At 65.8% G+C, this 22,007-nt stretch carries 17 protein-coding genes; 7 read left to right on the top strand and 10 right to left on the bottom strand.

Annotated features, from left to right (window positions below; genetic code table 11):
- The 4 genes from ATO11_RS05275 to ATO11_RS05260 all read left to right on the top strand — a co-directional run bounded on the left by ATO11_RS05275 (nucleotide 1) and on the right by ATO11_RS05260 (nucleotide 3,397).
- Nucleotides 1-552 carry a tetratricopeptide repeat protein gene (locus tag ATO11_RS05275; protein WP_050529789.1) on the top strand — a complete coding sequence of 184 codons (552 nt, stop codon included), beginning with the start codon at nucleotides 1-3 and terminating at the stop codon, nucleotides 550-552.
- 64 nt (nucleotides 553-616) lie between these two features.
- Nucleotides 617-1,477, top strand: coding sequence for a tetratricopeptide repeat protein (locus ATO11_RS05270; protein ID WP_050529788.1), 861 nt, complete (start codon nucleotides 617-619; stop codon nucleotides 1,475-1,477).
- Between the two features lies 1 nt (nucleotide 1,478).
- Nucleotides 1,479-1,970 carry a prepilin peptidase gene (locus tag ATO11_RS05265; protein ID WP_050529787.1) on the top strand — a complete coding sequence of 164 codons (492 nt, stop codon included), beginning with the start codon at nucleotides 1,479-1,481 and terminating at the stop codon, nucleotides 1,968-1,970.
- 119 nt (nucleotides 1,971-2,089) lie between these two features.
- Complete coding sequence (locus ATO11_RS05260; RefSeq protein ID WP_050529786.1) at nucleotides 2,090-3,397, top strand: ATPase; 1,308 nt, start codon at nucleotides 2,090-2,092, stop codon at nucleotides 3,395-3,397.
- Between the two features lie 127 nt (nucleotides 3,398-3,524).
- Here ATO11_RS05260 and ATO11_RS05255 read toward each other — a convergent pair whose 3' ends face one another.
- From ATO11_RS05255 to ATO11_RS05245, 3 genes are all read right to left on the bottom strand, one after another.
- Nucleotides 3,525-4,814 (bottom strand): beta-barrel domain-containing protein, encoded by a 1,290-nt coding sequence (locus ATO11_RS05255; protein ID WP_050529785.1) that lies wholly within the window; start codon nucleotides 4,812-4,814, stop codon nucleotides 3,525-3,527.
- A 1-nt stretch (nucleotide 4,815) separates the two neighbouring features.
- Complete coding sequence (locus tag ATO11_RS05250; protein ID WP_050529784.1) at nucleotides 4,816-6,894, bottom strand: type I secretion system permease/ATPase; 2,079 nt, start codon at nucleotides 6,892-6,894, stop codon at nucleotides 4,816-4,818.
- A 76-nt stretch (nucleotides 6,895-6,970) separates the two neighbouring features.
- On the bottom strand, nucleotides 6,971-9,676 hold the full coding sequence (locus tag ATO11_RS05245; protein ID WP_050529783.1) for a calcium-binding protein: 2,706 nt from the start codon (nucleotides 9,674-9,676) through the stop codon (nucleotides 6,971-6,973).
- A 133-nt stretch (nucleotides 9,677-9,809) separates the two neighbouring features.
- Here ATO11_RS05245 and ATO11_RS05240 point away from each other — a divergent pair, with 133 nt between their 5' ends.
- The 3 genes from ATO11_RS05240 to ATO11_RS05230 all read left to right on the top strand — a co-directional run bounded on the left by ATO11_RS05240 (nucleotide 9,810) and on the right by ATO11_RS05230 (nucleotide 13,416).
- On the top strand, nucleotides 9,810-12,254 hold the full coding sequence (locus tag ATO11_RS05240; protein ID WP_242601358.1) for a ligase-associated DNA damage response DEXH box helicase: 2,445 nt from the start codon (nucleotides 9,810-9,812) through the stop codon (nucleotides 12,252-12,254).
- 87 nt (nucleotides 12,255-12,341) lie between these two features.
- Complete coding sequence (pdeM, locus tag ATO11_RS05235) at nucleotides 12,342-13,013, top strand: ligase-associated DNA damage response endonuclease PdeM (protein ID WP_050529781.1); 672 nt, start codon at nucleotides 12,342-12,344, stop codon at nucleotides 13,011-13,013.
- The gene (locus ATO11_RS05230; protein WP_050529780.1) at nucleotides 13,006-13,416 is read left to right on the top strand and encodes a PaaI family thioesterase; all 411 of its coding nucleotides are present in this window, start codon (nucleotides 13,006-13,008) and stop codon (nucleotides 13,414-13,416) included. Before pdeM ends, ATO11_RS05230 begins: the two co-directional genes overlap by 8 nt.
- On the opposite strand, the gene ATO11_RS05225 is transcribed toward ATO11_RS05230, so the two are convergent.
- The 7 genes from ATO11_RS05225 to ybgF all read right to left on the bottom strand — a co-directional run bounded on the left by ATO11_RS05225 (nucleotide 13,413) and on the right by ybgF (nucleotide 22,004).
- Nucleotides 13,413-14,048 carry a CDGSH iron-sulfur domain-containing protein gene (locus tag ATO11_RS05225; RefSeq protein WP_050529779.1) on the bottom strand — a complete coding sequence of 212 codons (636 nt, stop codon included), beginning with the start codon at nucleotides 14,046-14,048 and terminating at the stop codon, nucleotides 13,413-13,415. The two genes, ATO11_RS05230 and ATO11_RS05225, sit on opposite strands and share 4 nt — an antisense overlap.
- Before the next feature lie 61 nt (nucleotides 14,049-14,109).
- Entirely contained in the window at nucleotides 14,110-15,012 is a 903-nt protein-coding gene (gene folD, locus ATO11_RS05220; protein WP_050529778.1) for a bifunctional methylenetetrahydrofolate dehydrogenase/methenyltetrahydrofolate cyclohydrolase FolD, read from the bottom strand.
- Between the two features lie 142 nt (nucleotides 15,013-15,154).
- Nucleotides 15,155-16,831, bottom strand: coding sequence for a formate--tetrahydrofolate ligase (locus ATO11_RS05215; RefSeq protein WP_050529777.1), 1,677 nt, complete (start codon nucleotides 16,829-16,831; stop codon nucleotides 15,155-15,157).
- Nucleotides 16,832-16,974: 143 nt separating this feature from the next.
- The gene (locus ATO11_RS05210) at nucleotides 16,975-17,556 is read right to left on the bottom strand and encodes an MOSC domain-containing protein (protein ID WP_050530039.1); all 582 of its coding nucleotides are present in this window, start codon (nucleotides 17,554-17,556) and stop codon (nucleotides 16,975-16,977) included.
- Between the two features lie 215 nt (nucleotides 17,557-17,771).
- Complete coding sequence (ftsH, locus tag ATO11_RS05205; protein WP_050529776.1) at nucleotides 17,772-19,691, bottom strand: ATP-dependent zinc metalloprotease FtsH; 1,920 nt, start codon at nucleotides 19,689-19,691, stop codon at nucleotides 17,772-17,774.
- A gap of 66 nt (nucleotides 19,692-19,757) precedes the next feature.
- Entirely contained in the window at nucleotides 19,758-21,095 is a 1,338-nt protein-coding gene (gene tilS / locus ATO11_RS05200) for a tRNA lysidine(34) synthetase TilS (RefSeq protein WP_050529775.1), read from the bottom strand.
- A 99-nt stretch (nucleotides 21,096-21,194) separates the two neighbouring features.
- A complete protein-coding gene (gene ybgF / locus ATO11_RS05195; RefSeq protein WP_050529774.1) occupies nucleotides 21,195-22,004 on the bottom strand; it encodes a tol-pal system protein YbgF in 810 nt (269 codons plus the stop codon).
- Between the last annotated feature and the right edge of the window lie 3 nt (nucleotides 22,005-22,007).

Genomic DNA, 22,007 nt, shown 5'->3' with positions numbered 1-22,007 from the left:
ATGATACGCTTCGCGGCGATCGCATTGATACTGACCCTGGCCGCCTGTTCATCGGGCGGCTTCGGCGTGTCCAAGGACCGGGTCTACGCCCCCGACATCGATGCGCGCGGCACGGCCGAACCGGGCCTTGTCGTCGGTCACCGCCTGATGGCGGCAGGCCAGCCCGAACTTGCCCTCGCCGCTTTCCGCCGCGCCGGGGCCGAGGAAGGCCTCACGCCCGAGGTGCTGTCGGCCCTTGGAACCGCCAATATCGGCCTTGGCCGCCTGAACCAGGCCGAGGCGTTGTTCCGTCGCGCCCTGAAGGAAGAAGCGGAGTGGCCGGAATTGTGGAACAACCTCGGCGTGGTGCTGATGGAGCGCGGCAAGATTTCCGAAGCGGCCGAAGCCTTTCGCCGGGCCTATGCTCTCGACAATGGCGAAAGTGACGCAATCCGGGATAATTTGCGCCTGGCGCTCGAAAAAATTGACAATTCGGGATACGCTGATCTCGACCAAGACTACAAACTCGTGCGCCGGGGCAGTTCCGACTACCTGATCCGGACCACGGGATAAAAAGGCAGGCGCCCACAAGGCTGACCCAGATCGGTCCGGGCACAGAGCAGTAAAGGACGCAAAAATGCGCCACCCCATCGTCGTGGGCCTGTGTCTTACAGGCGCGATCGCCCTTTCCGGCTGTGATGCCGTTTCCGGAAAAAACACCGTCGACCGCAAGTTGCAGGACGTGAACGTCGTGGACGAATCCGACCTGAACTCGGTCATGCTGACGGTCGCCGATCCCAACGAGGGCGTGAACTATTTCAAACGCGCCTTGACCACCAAGCCGAAAAAGATCGAGCTGCGCCGCGGCCTGGCCATCACCCTGATCCGCGCCAAACGCTTCCCCGAAGCGGTCAGCGCATGGACCAAGGTGACCGAGCATGAGGACGCCACGAACGACGACAGCGTCGAGCTGGCCGATGCCTATATCCGCACCAACGACTGGGACAGCGCGGAAAAGACGCTGAACGGCATTCCGCCCACCCACGAGACCTACAAACGCTACCGTCTGGAAGCGATGATCGCCGACAGCAAGCAGGACTGGAAGAAGGCCGACGCGTTCTATGAAACCGCGCTTGGCCTGACCACGACACCGGCGAGCGTGATGAACAACTGGGGCTATTCCAAGCTGACGCGCGGCGATTTCGAAGGGGCCGAAGCCCTGTTCGGGCAGGCGATCCGCGCTGATCAAAGCCTGTTCACCGCCAAGAACAACCTCGTTCTCGCGCGTGGGGCGCAGGGCAACTATACGCTTCCGCCGGTGCCGATGTCGCAGGTCGAACGCGCGCAGCTTCTGCACACGCTGGGCCTTGCGGCGCTGAAACGCGGTGACGAGAAGATCGCGCGCGGCCTGTTCCAGGAGGCGCTGGAAACGCATCCGCAGCACTTCGAAGCCGCCGCGCGCAGCCTCGACGCGCTCGAATCCACCATCACGAACTGAGATGGAGATCTCGGCACTGTCGGCCTGGGTGTTTCTGCCCTTCGCGGTGCCGATCGGCCTGTATGTCGCGTTCACCGACCTGAAATCCATGAAGATCCGCAACCACGCCGTACTGGCACTGCTTGCGGTCTTTGTCGTGGCGGGCGTGTTCGTGTTGCCGTTCGGCGAATACCTGTGGCGGTTCTCCCATCTGGTCGTGCTGTTCGCCATAGGTTTCGTGCTGACGGCCGGTGGCATCATGGGCGCGGGCGACGCCAAGTTCATGGCCGTTGCGGCGCCGTTCGTGGCGCTGGGTGACGCGGTCCTGATGCTGATGATTCTTGCCACGGCGGCGCTTGCGGCCTTTGCCGTGCACAGGCTTGCACGCGCAACCGCATTGCGGCGGCTTGCCCCGGACTGGGAAAGCTGGACGGCCGAGAAATTTCCGATGGGCTTTGCCCTTGGTCCCGCGCTTATCGCCTATCTCGGCATGGGCGCGGCATGGGGAAGTTGACGCATGCGCGACGCCTCGAAACTGCCGTATTGCCGGGTCATGCAATGGCATGACTTCACCAATTCTGAACCTCGCTGCCGGATAACGGACGCGCGTCGAACAACGCCGGAGGACTGCACATGAACATGGTAACCACCAACGTGATGGCTCCGCCGCCGCCCAAGCGGATGGCCGACATGCAGCTGTCGCCGGTGATGATGCGGGATATCCTGCTGAAGACCGTGTTCCGCAAGAACGTGAGCCTTGTCAGCGAACTGGCCCGCGCCGTCTGCCTTCCGACGCCCGTCACGCAAGAGCTTGTCGACATGGCGCGCGAGCAGAAACTGATGGAAGCGATGGGCACGCTGAACGCCAACAACGGCAACGAGATGGCGTACCAGCTGACCGATGCCGGCAAGACGCGCGCGATGGACGCGCTGGCGCAGTCGGAATATTTCGGCGCGATGCCCGTCCCGCTCGACGTCTACCGCGAACAGGTGGCGCGACAGTCGATCCGAAACCTCGCCATCACCCGCGAACAGCTGACCTCGGCCATGGGGCACCTGATCCTGCCGCCGGCGCTGCTTGACCAGCTGGGCCCCGCCGTGGGCGCCGGGCGATCGATCCTGATGTATGGCCCGCCGGGCAACGGGAAATCCTCGATCTCGAATGGCATCCGCGACGCGATGGGCGACAAGATCTACGTCCCCCGCGCGATCGAATATTCGGGCCAGGTCATCACCGTCTACGACCCAATCGTGCACTCTGCCGCCGAGGCGGAAGAGGATGACCCGACCGTGTTGCGCCGCAAGAACCGGTTCGACACCCGTTACGTGTATTGCGAGCGGCCGACGGTCATCACCGGCGGTGAATTGAAGCTCGACATGCTGGACCTTGTCTACAACCCGACCGCGCGCACCTACCAGGCGCCGCTGCAGCTGAAATCGACGGGCGGCATCTTCATCGTGGACGACCTTGGCCGGCAGGAGGAACCGCCGCAATCGCTGGTCAACCGCTGGATCGTTCCGCTGGAAGAGTCGAAGGACATCCTTGCCCTGCAATCGGGCGAGAAGTTCGAGGTGCCGTTCGACACGCTGGTGATCTTCTCTACCAACTTCCACCCGAACGAGATCTTCGACAAGGCCGCGTTGCGGAGGATCTTCTTCAAGATCAAGATCGACGGCCCGGACCAGCAGGATTTCCTCAAGATCTTCGCACTTGTCGCGCGCAAGAAGGGGATGCCGCTGGACGAAAAGGCGCTGATCCACCTTCTGCAGAAAAAGTATCCGACGATCGACAACGTCTATGCCAACTACCAGCCGGTCTTCCTGATCGACCAGATGATCTCGATCTGCGAGTTCGAGGGCATCCCCTACCAGATGACGCCCGACCTGATCGACCGCGCATGGGCGAACATGTTCGTCAAGGACGAGACCATCGTGAAGTAATCTGGCGCGGCCAAGCGGCTTCGAAGCCGCTTGCGTCCCGCGCTTGGCGGGCGTCGCGCACCGGTGGTTTCCGCGGGTGACGCACGGGACGGCGCCGTGCAACGATCTTCGAAGATCGTTGCCGCGCTCAATCCTCGAACGCGCCCTTCCACATCGCGGCGAAAGGTGCCGTGAGGTAGGACCAAAGCGTCGTCTCGGCCCCGTTCAGTGCCACGTTCACCGGCATGCCCACCGCCAGCTGGAACCGCGCGCCCAGCGTGTCGCGGGCAAGCGCCACGTCATCGGCGAAAAGTTCGGCTGCCCCGGTATAGAATTGCGCTGTGCCCGCCTCGTCCCGGACGGGTTCCGCCGCCAGCCTGGTCACCTTGACCCGCAGGATCGGGGCGGAGCGTTGCGGCAGGCTATCGATTGTCAGCAAGCCGTCCTGTCCCACGCGCACCTGGTCGGCAAGGCGAACCGGCACCTTCAGGTCGATCCCCGGCGCCTGCAGGGGCTGCGAGATCGTGGCGAGCGTTTGCCCCGGCCGGGCCACCTGTCCCGCGACGGCCACCGGCAGGTCGGTGATCTGGCCATCCACCGGCGCGGCAACCCGCGCACCGTCGATCTGCAGTTCGAGAAGGGCGATGTCGCCCTCGATCCCGGTCAGCCGCTTGAGGTTCGCAAGCTTCAGGTCGGCCAGCGCCTGCCGCCGCGCCTGGCGGACCAGCCCGGCCTGCAACCGCGCCTCCCGCACCTGCCCTGCCAGCGCGCGCATGCGCGCTTCGGCAGAGGTTTCCGAAACACGCAGCTGCAAGGCGCGCTGCTCCAGCTCTTCGACCACCGTGTCCGCTGCAAGCCCCCGGTCCCGCAGGCTGCCGGTCTTGGCCGCCCGCGCCTCCACCACCGAAAGCAGTTCTTCCTGCAGATCTGACTGGGCGCCCAGCACGCGAAGCTGTGCCTCTGCCGCGTCCGCGATGGCGTCCTGCGCGGCGATCTGCGCGCGCAGTTGCGCGTCCTGCTGCGCGAAAGCCTCGGTCACCGCACTGGTCCCGAGGGGCGGCGCAACCTGCGTCACGTCCTCCGCACCAAGCCGCAGGTCGGCGGCCGCGATCTCGGCCTGCAGCGCCTCGGCGGTCGCGCGCAGGGAGGCGCGGCGCAACCGGGCCTCGGACATGTCGAGGTCGAACAGGATCTGCCCCGCGCGGACCTGTTGATGCAGGGAGACATGTACCGCCGCGATACGCCCGCCCGTGGGGTGCTGCACGCCGTGGCTGGGCGCGTTGGGGCTGATCGATCCCGGCACACGCAGGGTGGTGGCGATCTCGGCCCCGATGGCCCAGATCAGCGCCGCGCTCAGAAAGCCGACAAGCACGAATCCGGCGGCATAGAGGTTTCGCGTGACGGCGACGGGGGGGCGGGCAAGGTCGTCGCCTGCCATCTCAGTGCACCTTTTCCGACGGCGGCGTGTCGTGGATGATCCGCGCGAAATAGGCCTGTCGGCCTTCATGCACGCGATGTTCGAACATGTCGGCAAGCTGGATGACGGTCGCCAGCGAATGCTCGTCCGGCGACAGGTCGCTGTCGCCCGTCTGGCTCATCTCCACCAGTTTTTGCACCTTGTGCACCTTGGCTTCCAGCCTGACCCCGTTATCCTCGCTCATCGTGATCGAACAGGTCACGTCGTCGATGAAGCGGAATTCGAAGAACAGCCTGCGGCCCGCATCCTGCGGCCCGTTTTCCGAGGCGAAGGCGAACAGTTCGGACGCGATCACCGTCACCCGCTGCTTGAAATCGGTATCGCCGTCGCGCACGAACTGGTTCTGCACCCAGTCATGCAGGTCCTGCAGGGCGGCGGGCGTGACGGGAAGGCGCAGGCGGCGGTGCGAATTGGCGAGACGTCCCAAAATCTCGGCTCGCGGCCCGTTGTCGATCACGCGGCCCTGTTCGAGAACCAGCGCCCGGTCGGCCAGGTTCGCAATCGCCATGCGGTGCGCGGTCATCACGATGGTGACGCCCTGCGCCTTCAGGCGCACGATGGCATCGCCCAGCTGCCGCTCCGCCATGTGATCGAGCAGCGCGTTGGGTTCGTCCATGAACAGGTAGCGCGGCGACTGGTAAAGCGCGCGCGCCAGCGCGATGCGCTGCGCCTGTCCCGCCGACAAGAGCTGGCGGTTGGCGCGCAGGTCGGTTTCGTAAGCGTCGGGCAGGGCCGAGATCAGGCCGTGCACCCCCGCCAGCCGCGCGGCGGCCAGCACCTGCGCATCGTCCCGCGCCGGGTCGAAGGCAGCGATATTCTCGGCAATCGTGCCGGCATGCAGGATCGCCATCTGCGGCACGAACCCGATGGCCTGCGCGCGGGTCGCAAGCGACAGGCTGCGCACGTCGGTTTCGTCAAGGAATACGGTGCCGATCGGGGCGGGTTCGACCCCGGACAGCGCGTTCAGCAATGTCGTCTTGCCGGACCCGGATTCACCGAGGATGACAAGGCAGGTGCCTGGTTCAAGCTCCAGCGACACGCGGTCAAGGCGCGGAGGGGCCCCGCCCCCCCGCGGGTAGGTCAGTTGCGCGGCACTCAGCGCGCCACTCAGGTCGGCCACCTCGGTCCCGTCGCGGGTGGTGCCGGGGTCGAAATCGCGAAAGGTGGCCCATGCCTCCCGCAGGCGCGGCGCCTCGAACGCGACGGCGATCACGCTTTCGAGGATGCCAAGCGTTTTCGTCAGGATGATCGAGGCGCCGATCATGCCCCCGGCGGTCAACGCGCCACGGGTGACCAGCACCGCGCCCAGCGCCAGCGTGCCGACCTGCACGCTCATCCGCAGCATCCGCGACACCGCGTCGACACCGCCCTGCACCCGTTGCGCGGATTGCGACAGCCCGTGGCTTTCGGCGATGTCCCCCGCATACCGCTGGCCAAGGTTGCCGCCCAGCGACATGAGGTCGGCCACGGGCCCGTGCTGGTCGATCAGACGAAGCGCGTCCATGCCGCGGGCGCGGGCCGCCTGCGCCCGTTCCTTGGCTTCCTTCGTCAGGACCTGTCCCAGCCACGCGAGCACGACCAGGACGGCAAAGGCCGCGACCAGAAGCAGCAGGAACGCGGGATGGATCAGGAAAAGCGCGACAAGGAAGAACGGTGTCCACGGCAGGTCCATCAGCGCCAGCACCCCGCGCCCGCCGAAAAAGCCGCGCAGGGTCGCCACCGATTGCAGCGCGGGCAGGTTCCGGCGGCGACCATCGGCGAGGATGATCGAGGCGCCGGCACGTTCCAGCCAGTCGCCCGCCTGCGAGCGCGCACGGTCGCGAAACATCTCGACCAGCGCGTTGGCGAGCAGCGCCAGCGCCGCCACCATCCCCAGAAGCGCAAGCGTGTTCAGGTTGCCGCTTGGGACGACCCGGTCGAGCACGTTCATCATGAACAGGGGCGAGGTCAGCACGGCGAGGTTTGTCACGCAGGCAAACAGCGCCAGCGGCGGAAAGAAGGTCCGCGTGCGCGCCAGTACCTGTTTCGACTGATCCGACATGCTGCCCCCTTGTGCCGGTCGTGTTGCGTGGCGAAGCGGCTTGGCCGCTCCGCCCGATGCTTCCTCCCCGTGTCGGTCAGACGATGAAGTTCGCCTCGTCCAGATCGTCGAGCGTGACGGACTTGATCAGCAGGCTGTCGCCCGCTTCGGACTGGTCGAGCCCTTCGAGGTCGATCTCGATCGCCCAGCCATGGTCGATCATGCGGTCCTGGATTTCCTCGTATGTGAGGCCGTAGGCGCTGAGGTCAATCTGGTCCTTTTCGGCTTCGAAATCATGGATCATGTCGCGGCCGCCGCCCTGGCTGTGCACGAAGGTGTCGCTCGATTTGTCGCCGCGCCAGTCGCCGCCCCACAGGTGGTCGTTGCCGGCGCCTCCTTCGAGCGTGTCCTTGCCGATGCCGCCGACCAGCCGGTCGGCGCCGTCGCCGCCCGAGATTGCGTCATGGCCGCCGCCACCCAGCATGAAATCGTCACCCGAACCGCCATCGGCCACGTCATGGCCGCCCTGCATGTCGATGTGGTCATTCCCGGCGGCGCCCGTCGCCGTGTCGGCACCGCCGCCCGCAAAGATGCGGTCGCCGCCTGCGCCGCCGTCGATCTCGTCATCGCCCTGCCGGGCATAGAAGGTGTCGCTGCCCTCGCCCCCGAACAGGGTGTCGTCCTTGTTGCCGGAACTGAGAAGGTCGTCGCCGTCACCGCCGCGCATCAGGTTGGTGCCGGACAGGTCGTGGATGCGGTCGTCCCCGGCACCCCCGTCGAAACTGTCGTTGCCGGAATTCCCGAACATCCGGTCGTTGCCCTCGTCACCGTGCAGCGCGTCGTCCCCCGTGCCGCCGTGCAGGACATCGGCCCCGAACCCGCCGTGCAATGCGTCATCGCCCGAGCCGCCGCGCAGGCTGTCATCGCCCCCTTCGGCCACGATCACGTTCGGATCGCGGACCAGCACCGTCGCCGTCTGATCCACCTCGGCGAAGGGATCGACCGAGCGCGGGTCAACCGCCCCGTCATTCGACCGGGTCGCTGGCGCTTCGGCCAATTGCTCGGCCATGGCCGATCCGTTGTCCCAATCCATGTGGACCTGGAAGATCGCACCCTGCACGTCGGTGCTGCTGTCGAAATCGTGGTCGCCACGGTTCAGACCGGCATACAGGTTGCCGTCACCATCGAGGAACACCGCGCCATAGGCGCCCTTGACCATGCCGTCGTGCATCGTGCCGTCGACCAGCGAGCTTGAGATCGGCAATTCGGTGATGACCGGTTCGCTCGATCCGTCGAACTTGGTCACGTCGATCTTCACCACCTTGCCGTCGCCGCCGTTTTGCGACGGTGCGACCACGGCGTAAAAGGCGTTCTCCTCGGCATTGTAGGCGATGTCGTAGGTCCGCCCGGCGAACAGGTCGGCAGGCAGCGGGTAATTCACGACCGCCGGGTTGCCGTCCGCGTCGAGGTTGTCGACATCGATCCTGGTGATCCGGTTCACCGAGGAATCGAAGGTCCACAGGTTGCCGTCATCGTCGAAATCGCCGACGTAATCGCTGACCGGCGTTTCCCCGATCCGGTAGACATCGCCGTTGGCATCCATCGCCACGAGATCGGTCACCGACACCGCGTTGCCCAAAGCGTCGACGCCGTTGGCCTTGGCGATGCCGTAGATCATGTCATCCTCGACGTTGAAACCGATCGCGTTGACCCGCAAACCGGTCTCCGGCCCCACCTCGATATAGGTGTCGTTCTCCACGTCGAAGACGTGCAACTGGCCCTCGATCACCTGGTAGAGGTTGGCCTGGCCGGGCGCGAAGGCGTCGACGCTAACCTCGGCCCCGTTCACCGTCAGGGTCGATTCGTAGGAATTGATCGGGCCGGTCATGTCGATCTCGGGGCCGGAATTGGCGATCTCCTCTGCCGTCGGCACGTTGCGCACGGTCAGGTCCGCCGGTGCGCCCGTCCCCTCGAACTCAACATTCACCGTTTCGAACACGCCCGAGGTCACGTCGAACGTCCCGACCACCTGGCCATCGAACAGGACCTCGACCGAGCCTGCCGTGGCGCCGCCCGGCAGGTTGCTGGCAAGGTCGAGGCTCATGGTATAGGACTTGCCCGCATCGGTATCGAGCGACTGGGTCATTTGCGGCAGCCCGGTATCGGGATCATGCGTCACGCTCCAGCCAGAGGCATCCGCCTGTGCCGACATGCTCGTCGCGCCCGGTGCGTTCGACAAGAGGTTGCCGCCTGCGAGGTCGCCGAACAGCACGTCGTCGTCATCGCCGCCGTTGAGGACGTCGGCATCAAGCCCGCCCTCGGCATAGTCGCGGCCGCGTCCGAGGTTCAGGACGTCATTGCCCCGGCCCCCGAACCCGCTGTCATCGCCGGTGCCACCGATCAGCCGGTCGCGTCCGTCCCCGGCCGACATGTAATCGTCGCCCGCATTGCCCAGCAGAACGTCGTTGCCGATGCCGCCGAAAAGAACGTCATTCGCGCCGTCGGCCACCATGTGCGGATCGGCCTTGGTCTTCACCGCGGCGGCGTTGTAGTGCCACTCGCCATCGACCAGCCGCCATTCCGCCCCGGCACCACCGCCGACAAGCAGGTCGTTGCCGTCGTCGCCCGCGATGTTGTCGTTCCCGGTTCGTCCTTCAAGCCGGTCATTGCCGCCGTGCAACCCGTTGACGCCGGAGCCGCCTGTCAGCGTGTCGTTGCCGCCATTCGCGAGAACGGAATCGTCATCCGCCGTACCGCTGATCGAATCCGCGCCGCTTGTCCCCTGAGTGATATTCGTCGCCATCGAGAAGCCTCATCCCGCTAAAAAACCTGCTCTCCGGCCTAGGCGCATCGCCTTAATCGGTCCTTTAGGACTGGCGGCGCGGGGGCAGAGAAGTATCTAAAATGCGTGTTGCCCTTTAAGGATGGTCCGCCCGGTGCCCCAGCCCCCCACCCTTCCGCCCGCGTTGTCCGACTGGTTCGGAACACGCGGCTGGTCGCTCCACCCGCACCAGCAGGAGATGCTGAACCGCGCCGGGGCCCCGGCGCTGATGCTGGTCGCGCCCACCGGTGGCGGCAAGACGCTGGCGGGGTTCCTGCCGTCGCTGGCCGAACTGGCCGATGGCACGCATGAAGGGTTGCACACGCTTTACGTGTCGCCGCTGAAGGCGCTCGCGGCGGATATCAAGCGCAACCTGCGCACCCCGGTGGAAGAGGCGGGCCTGCCCATCCGGATCGAGGACCGTACCGGCGACACCTCGGCCACCCGCAAGAAGGCGCAACGCGCGGACCCGCCGCATATCCTGCTGACCACGCCTGAATCGCTCGCCCTGCTGGTCAGTTACGAGGACGCGCCGCGCATGTTCGCGGGCCTGCAACGGGTGATCGTGGACGAAATCCACGCGCTGGCGGAATCGAAACGCGGCGACCAGTTGATGCTGGCGCTGGCCCGCCTGCAAACCCTGCGCCCCGACCTGCGCCGCGTCGGGCTGTCGGCCACGGTCGAGGACCCAGCAGGCATGGCCGCGCAACTTGCCCGCCATCCCGACCCGTGCGAGATCGTCTTTGCCGACCCCGGCCCCCGTCCCGACATCCGCATGCTGGAAACCGCCGAGGCCCCGCCATGGGCAGGCGGAGGCGCTGCTTACGCCATCCCCGCCGTGCTGGACGAGGTGCGCCGTCACAAGACGACGCTCATCTTCCACAACACCCGCGCGCAGGCGGAGATCTTCTTTCACAACCTCTGGCTCGCCAACGACGACGACCTGCCCATCGGCATCCACCACGGCTCTCTCGACCGGGCACAACGCGAACGGGTCGAGGCCGCGATGGTCCGGGGAGACCTGCGCGCCATCGTCTGCACCGGGTCGCTCGACCTCGGGATCGACTGGGGCGACGTGGACCTGGTCATCCAGATCGGCGCGCCCAAGAACGTCAAACGCCTGATCCAGCGGATCGGGCGCGCCAACCACCGCTATAACGCGCCGTCCAAGGCGCTGCTGGTCCCGGCCAACCGGTTCGAGATCGTGGAATGCAAGGCGGCGCTGGAAGCGGCCTATGAAAACGACCTTGATGGCGATCCGCCGGGACCGGGGCCGCGCGATGTCCTGTGCCAGCACATCCTGATCACCGCCTGCGCCGGCCCCTTCGACGCCGACACGCTTTATGCCGAGGTTACCTCGGTCGGGCGTTACCGGTCGCTCTCACGCCCGGACTTCGACGCCTGCCTCGATTTCTGCGCAACCGGCGGCTACGCGCTGCGCGCTTATGACAAGTGGCAACGGCTGGTCGAACGGGACGGGCTGTGGCACCAGCGCGATCCCCGCGCCGCCCGCCGCATCCGCATGAACATCGGCACGATCCAGGACACCGACACGCTGAAAGTCCGCTTCCGGGGCCGTGGCGGCAAACCGCTGGGCGAGATCGAGGAAGGCTTTGCCGCCACCCTCACCCCCGGCGACACCTTCCTGATCGGCGGTCAGGTCGTGCGCTACGAAGGCCTGCGCGAACTCACGGTCGAAGTCACCCGCCGCGCCGACAAGAAACCCAAGATCGCCACCTTCATGGGTACCAAGTTCGCCACCTCCACCCAGCTAAGCCACCGCATCCTGCGCATGTTCGGGCAAGACGATTGGCCCGAGCTGCCGGGCCACACCCGCGACTGGCTGGCGCTGCAACGCAAGGTCTCCCGCCTGCCCGAACCGGGGCGGCTATTGCTGGAAAGCTTCCCCCATGACGGGCGCGCGCAACTGGTGGCCTACGGGTTCGCTGGCCGCAACGCGATGCAGACGCTGGGCCTGTTGCTGACCAAGCGGATGGAGGAAATGGGCCTTGCACCGATGGGCTTTGTCGCAACCGATTACGCCGTCCTGATCTGGGGCCTCGACGCCGTGACCGACCCCACGCCGCTCTTCGACCTCGAAGCGCTCGAAAACGGGCTCGACCGATGGCTTGCGGGCAACGCCGTGATGAAACGCACCTTCCGTGCGTCCGCCACCATCGCGGGCCTGATCGAACGCCGCTTTCCGGGGTCCGAGAAAACCGGCAGGCAGGCCACGTTCTCCTCGGACATCCTGTACGACACGCTCCTGAAATACGATCCCGACCACCTGCTGATGCAGATCACCCGCGATGAAGCGATGCGCGGCCTCGTCGATTTCGATCGCATCCGCGAAATGTGCCTGCGCGTCGGGGACCGGATCGACCACGTCACGCTCGACCGCGTGACACCCCTCGCCGCTCCTCTCTTCCTCGAACCCGGTCGCGTTCCAGTCTCGGGCCTCGCCAACGAACGCTTGCTTGCGGAAGAGGCCGACCGCATCCTGACGGATGCCGGTCTCGCTCCCACACCCGGCAAACCCCAATGGCGCGTCGGGTGGTAACACTGTCCCTCGGTCATAGCGAGACGCGCGCGCCAGGGCGCGGCGAGCATCTTGCACAAAAGGCAAAGTTCCTGTTTTGTCCCAGACATGAGCAGCCACGACTTTCCCTTCCACGGCACCACCCTCACCGCGCGGCCCTCCGGCGCGCTCTGGTGGGCGGAGGCGCGGATTCTCACCGTCTCCGACCTGCATTTCGGCAAGTCCGACCGCCACGCCCGCCGGTCCGGCATCATGCTGCCCCCGTACGAGATCGCCGAAACCCTGGCCCGGCTCGAAGCCGACATCGCGGCCACCAACCCCGCCTCCGTGATCTGCCTTGGTGACAGTTTCGACGACCTCGCCGCGCGCGATGCCTTCACGCCCGATCACCTCGCCCGCCTCACGCCGCTGATGGCGGGGCGCACGTGGATCTGGATCGAGGGAAACCACGATCCCGGCCCGCTCGACCTTGGCGGCCAGCACAAGGCGGAATACCGCGCGGGCCCGCTGAGCTTCCGCCACATCGCGACCGCGGATAAGGGCGAAATATCAGGTCATTACCACCCCAAGGCCGCGATCCGCACGCGCGCCCGCACCGTCACGCGCGCCTGTTTCCTCGTCGATGCCCACCGCGTCATCCTGCCCGCCTACGGCACCTATACCGGCGGGTTGCGCACCGATGACCTGACCCTGTCACGCCTGATGGCACCCGACGCGCAGGCGATTCTGACCGGTCCAAGCGCCCGCGCCTTCCCGATGCCCCGGTACCTCGATGCCTGATATCGCCCGCAAGATCCGCGACAGCTTCGCCCGCCAATCGCTGATAACCACCCTCGGCGCGACACTCGACACGATCGCGGATGGCACGGTCACCATCACCGCACCGATCCTCGACCTGGCGAAACAGCAACACGGACACGGCCACGCGGCCCTGACCTTTGCCATCGCCGACAGCGCCGCGGGCTATGCCGCGCTCACGCTCATGGATGCCGAGGCCGAGGTGCTGACGGCGGAGATGAAGATCAACCTGCTCGCCCCCGCCTCGGGCGACCGCCTGATCGCCGAAGGCCGCGTGATCAAACCCGGCCGACGCCTCGTCATCGTGCAATCGGATGTCTTCGCCGAAACGGACGGCACCCGCCGCCATATCGCCATCGCGCAGGGCACGATGATCCCGGTCTAGGCCGGGTCGCTGAACCCGATTTCCTTGTGCGACCCGTCGCAGAAGGGCTTGTTCTTCGACGCACCACAGCGGCACAGGAACGCCCGCTCCATCCGCGCCAGCCGATGCCCGGTACCCGTCGTCACCTCCACCGGCCCTTCCATTTTCAGCGGACCATCGGGGATGCGCGCCACCTTCAACGCACCGGCCGGCAAATCCTTGTCCTTCGCCGCATCGCTCGACGGCTCCCCGGTCGCCTCGAACCCGGCATCCACATGCGCGTAGTCGCAAAAGGGCTTGTTGCCCGACTTGCCGCACCGGCACAGCGTCGCCCGCGTCATACGCTCACCTTCGACGTCAAGATCACCCTGCAACGCGATGGGCCCGTTCTCCAGCACCGCCACGCGATTGATCGGCGTCGGCGCTTCCTCCTGACCGCCATCCAAGCGCCGGAACGTCAGCGCGCCCGACGGACAGGTCCGGATCATCGCGGCCACCTCTTCCGCGGGCGCCGCGTCAGGCGCCACCCATGGCTTCCGCGACGGGTCGAACACCTGCGGCAGTTTCAGGAAACAGTTCCGCGCATGGATGCAGCGCGCCATGTCGAAATCGATCTCGATCGACGTGCCCCGATAGGTCCGAACCTTGCCCATGACGTCCTCCCGTGCGGTCACCCCAAGGATGACGCGCGGGCGCCACAGGTCAAGCCCGCACTCAGGCGGTCAGGCCCTCGGGTTCTTCGAGACCGTTGGCGCGGCAGCAGGCGGTGACGGTATTGGCCAGCAGACAGGCAATCGTCATCGGCCCCACGCCACCCGGCACCGGCGTGATCGCTCCCGCCACCTCGGCACAGGACGCGTAATCGCAATCGCCCACCAGCTTCATCTTGCCCTCACCCTTCTCGGGCGCGGGGATCCGGTTGATGCCCACGTCGATCACCGTCGCACCGGGCTTGATCCAGTCGCCGGGGACCATCTCGGGCCGCCCCACGGCGGCCACGACGATATCTGCCCTCCGCACCGTCCCGGGGAGGTCCTTGGTCCGCGAATGCGCGATCGTCACGGTGCAGCTATCCCCCAGCAACAACTGCGCCATCGGCTTGCCCACGATGTTCGACCGCCCGATCACGACGGCATCCATGCCCGACAGGCTCCCGTGATGATCCCGCAGCATCATCAGGCAGCCCAGCGGCGTGCACGGCACCATCGACTTCTGCCCGGTCCCGAGCAACCCCACGTTCGAGATATGGAACCCGTCCACATCCTTCGCCGGATCAATCGCGTTGATGATCGTATCGCCATCGATGTGATCCGGCACCGGCAACTGGCACAGGATGCCGTGCACGCTGGGATCGTTGTTCAGCCGGTCGATCAGCGCCAGCAACTCCTCCTGCGTGGTCGAGGCATCCAGCTTGTGCTCGAAAGACGCCATGCCGACCTCGACCGTCTGCTTGCCCTTGTTGCGCACGTAGACCTCGCTGGCCGGGTCCTCGCCCACCAGCACCACCGCCAGCCCCGGCGTGATCCCGTGATCCGCCTTCAGCCGCGACACGTGGCCCGCCACCTTCTCGCGCACATTCGCCGCGAACGCTTTCCCGTCGATCACCGTGGCCGCCATGATGTCCCTCGCTTCTTCTCTTTCAAAATATGTCCGCCGGAGGCTCCCTGACCCTCGGCCCGCGCGACAGATCGGATCGTCGCGCCTCGCGGGACGGTGGGCGGGGCGTCGTCGCAGACGCGCGTCCGCCCGCCGTCTCACATCAGAACAGACCTTCGATCTGCCCGTCCGCGTTCAGCATGATCGATTCCGCCGCCGGATGCCGCGGCAGGCCCGGCATCGTCATGATCTCGCCGCAGACGACGACCACGAACCCGGCACCGGCCGACAGGCGAACCTCGCGCACCGGGACCGAATGGCCCGTCGGCGCGCCGCGCAGGTTCGGATCGGTCGAGAAGGAATACTGCGTCTTCGCCATGCAGACCGGCAGGTTGCCGTATCCCTGCTCTTCCCACAGCTTCAGCTGGTCGCGGATCTTCTTGTCGGCCAGCACCTCGTCCGCGCGGTAGATGCGCTTGGCGATGGTCTCGATCTTCTCGAACAGGCTCATGTCATCGGGATAGATGGGCGAGAATTGCGACTTCCCGCTGTCCGCGATCTCCGCCACCCGCATCGCGAGGTCGGCCGACCCTTCCGAGCCCAGTTCCCAGTGCCGCGACACGATCGCTTCGGACCCGTGCTCGGTCACGTAATCCTTCACCGCCTGCACCTCGGCATCGGTGTCGGTCACGAAGTGGTTGATCGCAACGACCACCGGCACACCGAAGGATTTCAGGTTCTCGATGTGACGCCCAAGGTTCGGGCAGCCCTTCTTGACAGCATCCACGTTCTCGTCGCCCAGATCGGCCTTGGCCACGCCGCCGTTCATCTTCATCGCCCGCACCGTTGCGACCAGCACCACCGCGTCGGGGCTCAGGCCGGCCTTGCGGCACTTGATGTTGAGGAACTTCTCGGCGCCCAGATCGGCGCCAAAGCCCGCTTCGGTCACCACGTAATCCGCCAGCTTCAGCGCGGTCGTCGTCGCGATGACCGAGTTGCAGCCATGCGCGATATTCGCGAACGGGCCGCCGTGCACGAAGGCCGGGTTGTTCTCCAGCGTCTGCACGAGGTTCGGCTGCATCGCGTCCTTCAACAGCACCGTCATCGCGCCATCGGCCTTGATGTCGCGGCAGTAGACGGGGGAGCGGTCGCGGCGGTAGGCCACGATCATGTCGCCCAGGCGCTTCTGCAGGTCTTCGAGGTCCTTCGCCAGGCACAGGATCGCCATGACCTCGGACGCCACGGTGATGTCGAACCCTGCCTCGCGCGGGAAACCGTTGGCCACACCACCCAAAGAACAGGTGATCTGGCGCAGCGCCCGGTCGTTCATGTCGACCACGCGGCGCCACTGCACCCGGCGCACGTCGATTTCCAGCTCGTTGCCCCAGTAGATGTGGTTGTCGATCATCGCCGACAGCAGCGAGTGCGCGGAGGTGATCGCGTGGAAGTCGCCGGTGAAGTGGAGGTTCATCTCCTCCATCGGCACGACCTGCGCCATGCCGCCACCCGCGGCCCCGCCCTTCATGCCGAAATTCGGGCCCAGCGACGCCTCGCGGATACAGACCATCGCGTTCTTGCCGATCCGGTTCAGACCGTCACCCAGACCCACGGTCGTCGTGGTCTTGCCCTCACCCGCGGGCGTGGGGTTGATCGCGGTCACGAGGATCAGCTTGCCGTTCTTCTTCGACTGGACCGAGTTGATGAAGTCCTGGCTCACCTTCGCCTTGTCGTGGCCATAGGGCAGCAAGGCCTCGCCATCGATGCCGATCTTGGCCCCGATCTCCTGGATCGGCTTCTTCTGCGCTTCGCGCGCGATCTCGATATCGGATTTGTAGGCCATGAGGTTCCCCGTTGCGTTCGTATGCAATTGCGCACGACGTTATTCACGGGTTGCGACATTCTGGCAGGGCGATTCCGACATTTCCTTCACCGGAACCGTCGCGCGCGGCTCTCCTCCGTCTCCGATAGGAAACCCGTGTCGCCTCAGGGGGACCATGCGCGTTGATCGGGAACATGCAGCGTCAGGGTGTCGCCAACCGCGATCCGCCCCTCCGCCGCGACCCACGCCGTGACCCCGCGCTTGCCCTTGGCGGCGGTCTTGAACCCGGTGCCCTGGCCGGGATGCTCCGCCTCGATCGACTTCGCGGGAAACTGGCAGGGGCGGTTTTCCATATCCACGCAGACCGTCGCACCGGAGGGCGCCTGCAACCGCGACGACGGCGGGATATGGGTGAAATCCGGGATGCCCCGCACCACGATGGTCGCGCCCAACCGCGCAGGATCAATTCTCTCCAGACCCAGCTTGGTGGCAATCTCGTCCAGCTCCTCGGCACTGACAATCGACACCTGCCGCTCGTTCCGGATCGGCGTGCCCTTGGGATATTGCGACGTCACCCGGCTGCACGACGGGCGCGTCAGCCCCGCATGGCACTCGCCCTCGACACCTTCGAACGTCAGGTCCAGCGCCTCGCGCTCCTCGCCCAGCATCACCTTGCGGTCCTCGCTCACCAGCGATCCCAGCCAGACGATCTCGGCGCTCCAGTCGGTCGGTTTCAAGGCAGGCATGTGCTCTCTCCGGTCTGTTTCCGGCAGCATTACCCGTGGGCGGCACAAACCGGAAATGACACTTCGTGATGATTGGACACAGAATTCGAGACGAATGGAACGTCCAGTGATCGCACCATTCAACCTGCCGGGCATCCCAAACGCAAACGGCCCACCGGAATTCAGCGGGCCGTTGCAAAACTCACGAAAGGTAGGTGGTTTCCACCCACCTTGCCTTACGCCGAGGGTTCGGGCTCCATGTCGCCACCACCCACCGGCTTGTTGCGCGGCTTGGTCTTCGGGATCGCGGTGACCGACGGCGCATTGCCCGACGGCTTCTCGTCCTCGTCGTCCTTCTCGACATGCGGCGGCTGGCCCCGCATCACGCGCTTGATCTCGTCACCGGTCAGCGTCTCGTATTCCAGAAGGCCCTGCGCCAGCCGCTCCCATTCCTCTTTCTTCTCGGTCAGGATCTTGTAGGCGCGGTCATAGGCTTCCTCGATGAAGCGTTTGACCTCTTCCTCGATCAACTCCTTGGTATGGGCGGACACGGACAGGCCGGCGGTCTGGCCACTGTATCCTTCAGCCGCCTCGCGGTAGTCGATGTTGCCCACCTTGTCGGACATGCCCCATTGCAGGACCATCGCCCGCGCGAGGGCCGAGGCCTGCTGGATGTCACCCGCCGGACCGTTCGACACGTTGTCGGGACCGTACTTGATGATTTCCGCCGCCTTGCCCGCCATAGTCATGGCCAGCTTTTCCTCGCATTCCGAACGATGCCAGTTCAGCCGGTCGATCTCGGGCAGGGACACGACCATGCCCAGCGCGCCACCGCGCGGAATGATCGTCGCCTTGTAGACCGGGTCGCATTGCGGCAGTTCCAGCCCCACGACGGCGTGGCCCGCCTCGTGATAGGCCGTCTTTTCCTTCTGCTCGTCGGTCAGGACCATGCTGCGCCGTTCGGCACCCATCATGACCTTGTCCTTGGCGTTCTCGAAATCTTCCATCGTAACGAACCGTCGCCCGACACGCGCCGCCATCAGCGCCGCCTCGTTCACGAGGTTCGCAAGGTCCGCACCCGAGAAGCCCGGCGTGCCGCGCGCGATGATCCGCATGTCGGCATCGGGGCCCAGTGGCACCTTGCGCGCGTGTACGTTCAGGATCTTCTCGCGGCCCTTGATGTCGGGGTTCGGCACGGTGACCTGGCGGTCGAACCGGCCAGGACGCAACAGCGCAGGGTCCAACACGTCGCGGCGGTTGGTGGCCGCGATGATGATCACGCCTTCATTGGCTTCAAAGCCGTCCATCTCCACCAGCAACTGGTTGAGCGTCTGTTCCCGCTCGTCATTGCCGCCGCCATAACCCGCACCCCGGTGCCGACCCACGGCGTCGATCTCGTCGATAAACACGATGCAAGGCGCATTCTTCTTCGCCTGCTCGAACATGTCGCGCACGCGGGACGCACCGACGCCCACGAACATCTCGACAAAGTCCGAGCCCGAAATGGTGAAGAACGGCACGCCCGCCTCTCCCGCGATCGCGCGGGCGAGCAGCGTCTTACCGGTACCCGGAGGGCCCACCAGCAGCGCACCTTTGGGGATCTTGCCGCCAAGGGCCGAGAATTTCTGCGGGTTGCGCAGGAATTCCACGATCTCTTCCAGCTCTTCCTTGGCCTCGTCGATGCCGGCTACGTCGTCGAACGTGACGCGCCCATGCTTCTCGGTCAGCATCTTGGCCTTGGACTTGCCAAAGCCCATCGCGCCGCCACGGCCCCCGCCCTGCATGCGGTTCATGAAATAGATCCACACGCCGATCAGCAGAAGGAACGGCAACAGCGACAGGATGAAGGTCTGGAAACCCGACTGCTCCTGCTGCTTCGCCTCGACCGGCACCTCCTCATCGATCAAGAGCTGGGTGAGGTTCGCATCCTCGGGCTTGATCGTGATGTATTCGTTCCCGTCCGTCCCGCGATAACGCACCTGCTCGCCATCCAGCGTCACGGCGGAAACGGAATCATCCTTCACCGCCTGAACGAATTCCGAATACGGGATCGTTCGGCTTTGCAGCGTGTTTCCGCCGCCGTTGAACAGTTGGAACAAGGCAAGGATCAGAAGAAACAGAACGACCCAGAAGGCGATATTGCGTGCGTTTCCCAAGGAAATTCTCCGGTCAGACGTGGTGCCGCGTGGCCTACCACATGAGGGTTACGTCTTAAATAGCGATCAACTGCGGCGCTTCAATGGCACCCACCCTGCGGCAAAGGAGCCACCCGGGGGGTTCAGCTTGCACGAATATGGCGAGCCGAACCCGGCCGGTGCAAAGGCAACCAGCCGCGCACCGTCAAAGACCGCAGGCCGCGCGATCAACGCGTAAAAGGGCGTGCCCGCCGGCCTTCCCTCAAGCTGCGCCGCTCCCTGCTCGCCCAATGCGGCGATGTCCAACCCCTCGAACTCCGGCTTGGGCAAGGACCACCAGCGCTGGTCCCAGGGCGACGAATTGAACGGCACGCGCATGTCAGCCACGGCTGCGTATTCGCGACAGACGCGCAGAACCTCCGCCTCCGCAGTCACAAGGCAACCCTGCAGCGTCATGCGCCCACCATCCGTTGCACGGGCCAGAGCATCCTCCAGCGCCGATGCGCGCGGTTTGTAGGGCGTGGAGGAGACATACCGCACGGCCTCTGCCATCAGGCGCAAACCGGTCTCGGGCTCCAGCGATGCAAGACGCGTCCGGTCAAACACCACGTCGCCTGAGCCATCCCATCCGCTCACGACGTCCCGCGCGGCAGCTTCGGCCCGCGCGAAAAGCGCCTCCCGCGCCCGCGACATGCGCCGGGCCGTGCCCGCAAGACGCTGTGCCGGAATCCCAAGCCCCTCCATCGCCGCCCGCACCCGCACGCGGTCAAAAGCCGGGTCCTCGTTCGACGGGTCTTCCACCCACCTCGTCTTGTGGAACCGCAGGTAGCCCCGCAGCCCTTCGCGCGGCTCTTCCAGCAAGGGCCGCACGCGGGTCAGACTGGGCGGCGTGACGTTGATCGACCGACCGGCTTCGCCGTAGTGCAGTGTCTCGGCGCGCAGTGGAACCGGACCATCAATATCCGCATCCGGCAAATCGTTCGCCCCAATCGAACGAGGCACGTCACCGATCGCCGCCATCGCGGCCAATCCTTCGACGCCCGATCCCCGCGCCAGCCGCATCAGGAACGTCTCGGCCACGTCATCCTGCGTGTGGGCGAACAGCACATGACGGATCGCGCCTGCCCAGCGCCCGATCAGGTCGATCCGCGCCTCCCGCGCCGCCGCCTGAAGATTTCCCTTACCGTCCCAACGCCAGCGCAGCGTCGTGTGCGCCAACCCCAGCGCAGCGCATTCGGTCTTCACAAAGGCCGCCTCGTCCGCCGCCTCGGGTCTGAGCCCGTGATCCACCGTCACCACCCATAACCGCACGCCCATGTGACGCGCCCAGCCATGCGCCAGTAGCAGCATCGCCATGGAATCCGACCCGCCCGATACGGCCAAAGCGATGTCCGACGGGAACTCCGGGCCCAACAGGTGCCCCATCCTGTCCGCAAAGCGCTGCGGCAGGTCAGGATCACACCGGGTATGGGCTTCTTCTCTTTTCAAATATGTAATTCCCCATCGCCGGCCACCCGCGCGACGTCAGGAACAGCCAAGCGCCGTCCGCGCGGCCTCGGCTTCTGTGACGAAAGGGTCGCCGGGAAAGCGCACCGCGACCTCGCCCAGCGTCACGCAGGCCTCGCGCGGCTTGTCGAGCCGGCCCAGCGCCTCGCCCACGCGGAAAAGCGCCTCGGCCGCGACCGGGCTTTGCGGATACCCGGAATAGCTGTCGAGCCACGCGCGCGCCGCGCTGCGCGTGTCGCCCTGCCCGTCCAGCGCCTTGCCAAGCCCCATCAGCGCCTGCGGCTCGAAAGGTGAACCGGGATAAGCCTGCCGGAAGGCGCGGAAGGCATCTGCCGCCTGCGCGAACCGGCCCGCCTCCAGCGAGGACAGCGCGGCGTCGAAATCGCGCTTTTCCCCGACCGCAAGCTGCGTGCCGTCCGGCACCTGCACCGGTTGCGGCGCTTCCGGGGCGACGGCGGCAAGGTCCGCGCCCCCGAGGGTCGAGGTCTCGCCCAGCTGGCTCACGTCACCGCCCTCCAGCTCGACCAGCCGGAATTCGAGGTCGCCGATGCGGTTGGTGCCGTCCTTCACGACGCGACCGATGCGGAATTCCAGCTGCTCGGTCTTGGCCGTCAGGCGCTGCATTTCCACTTCCAGCGCGTCGAGCCGGTCCAGCACCGATCCCTGCACCGTCACGTCCTGGACGCCGGTGGTGGACAATTCGCGTTTGAGCTTCTGGATCTCGACCGCAAGCATCGTCAGCTGCTGACGGATATCCGCCAACGTCTGGTCCTGCGCGAAAGACGGGGCACCGGCCAGGGCCAGAACGACAACAAGGATGAAACGCATCAA

It is taken from the genome of Pseudaestuariivita atlantica, from assembly GCF_001205715.1.
GTDB classification, from domain to species: Bacteria; Pseudomonadota; Alphaproteobacteria; order Rhodobacterales; family Rhodobacteraceae; genus Pseudaestuariivita; species Pseudaestuariivita atlantica.
This window is presented reverse-complemented; position numbering and strand designations above follow the sequence as displayed.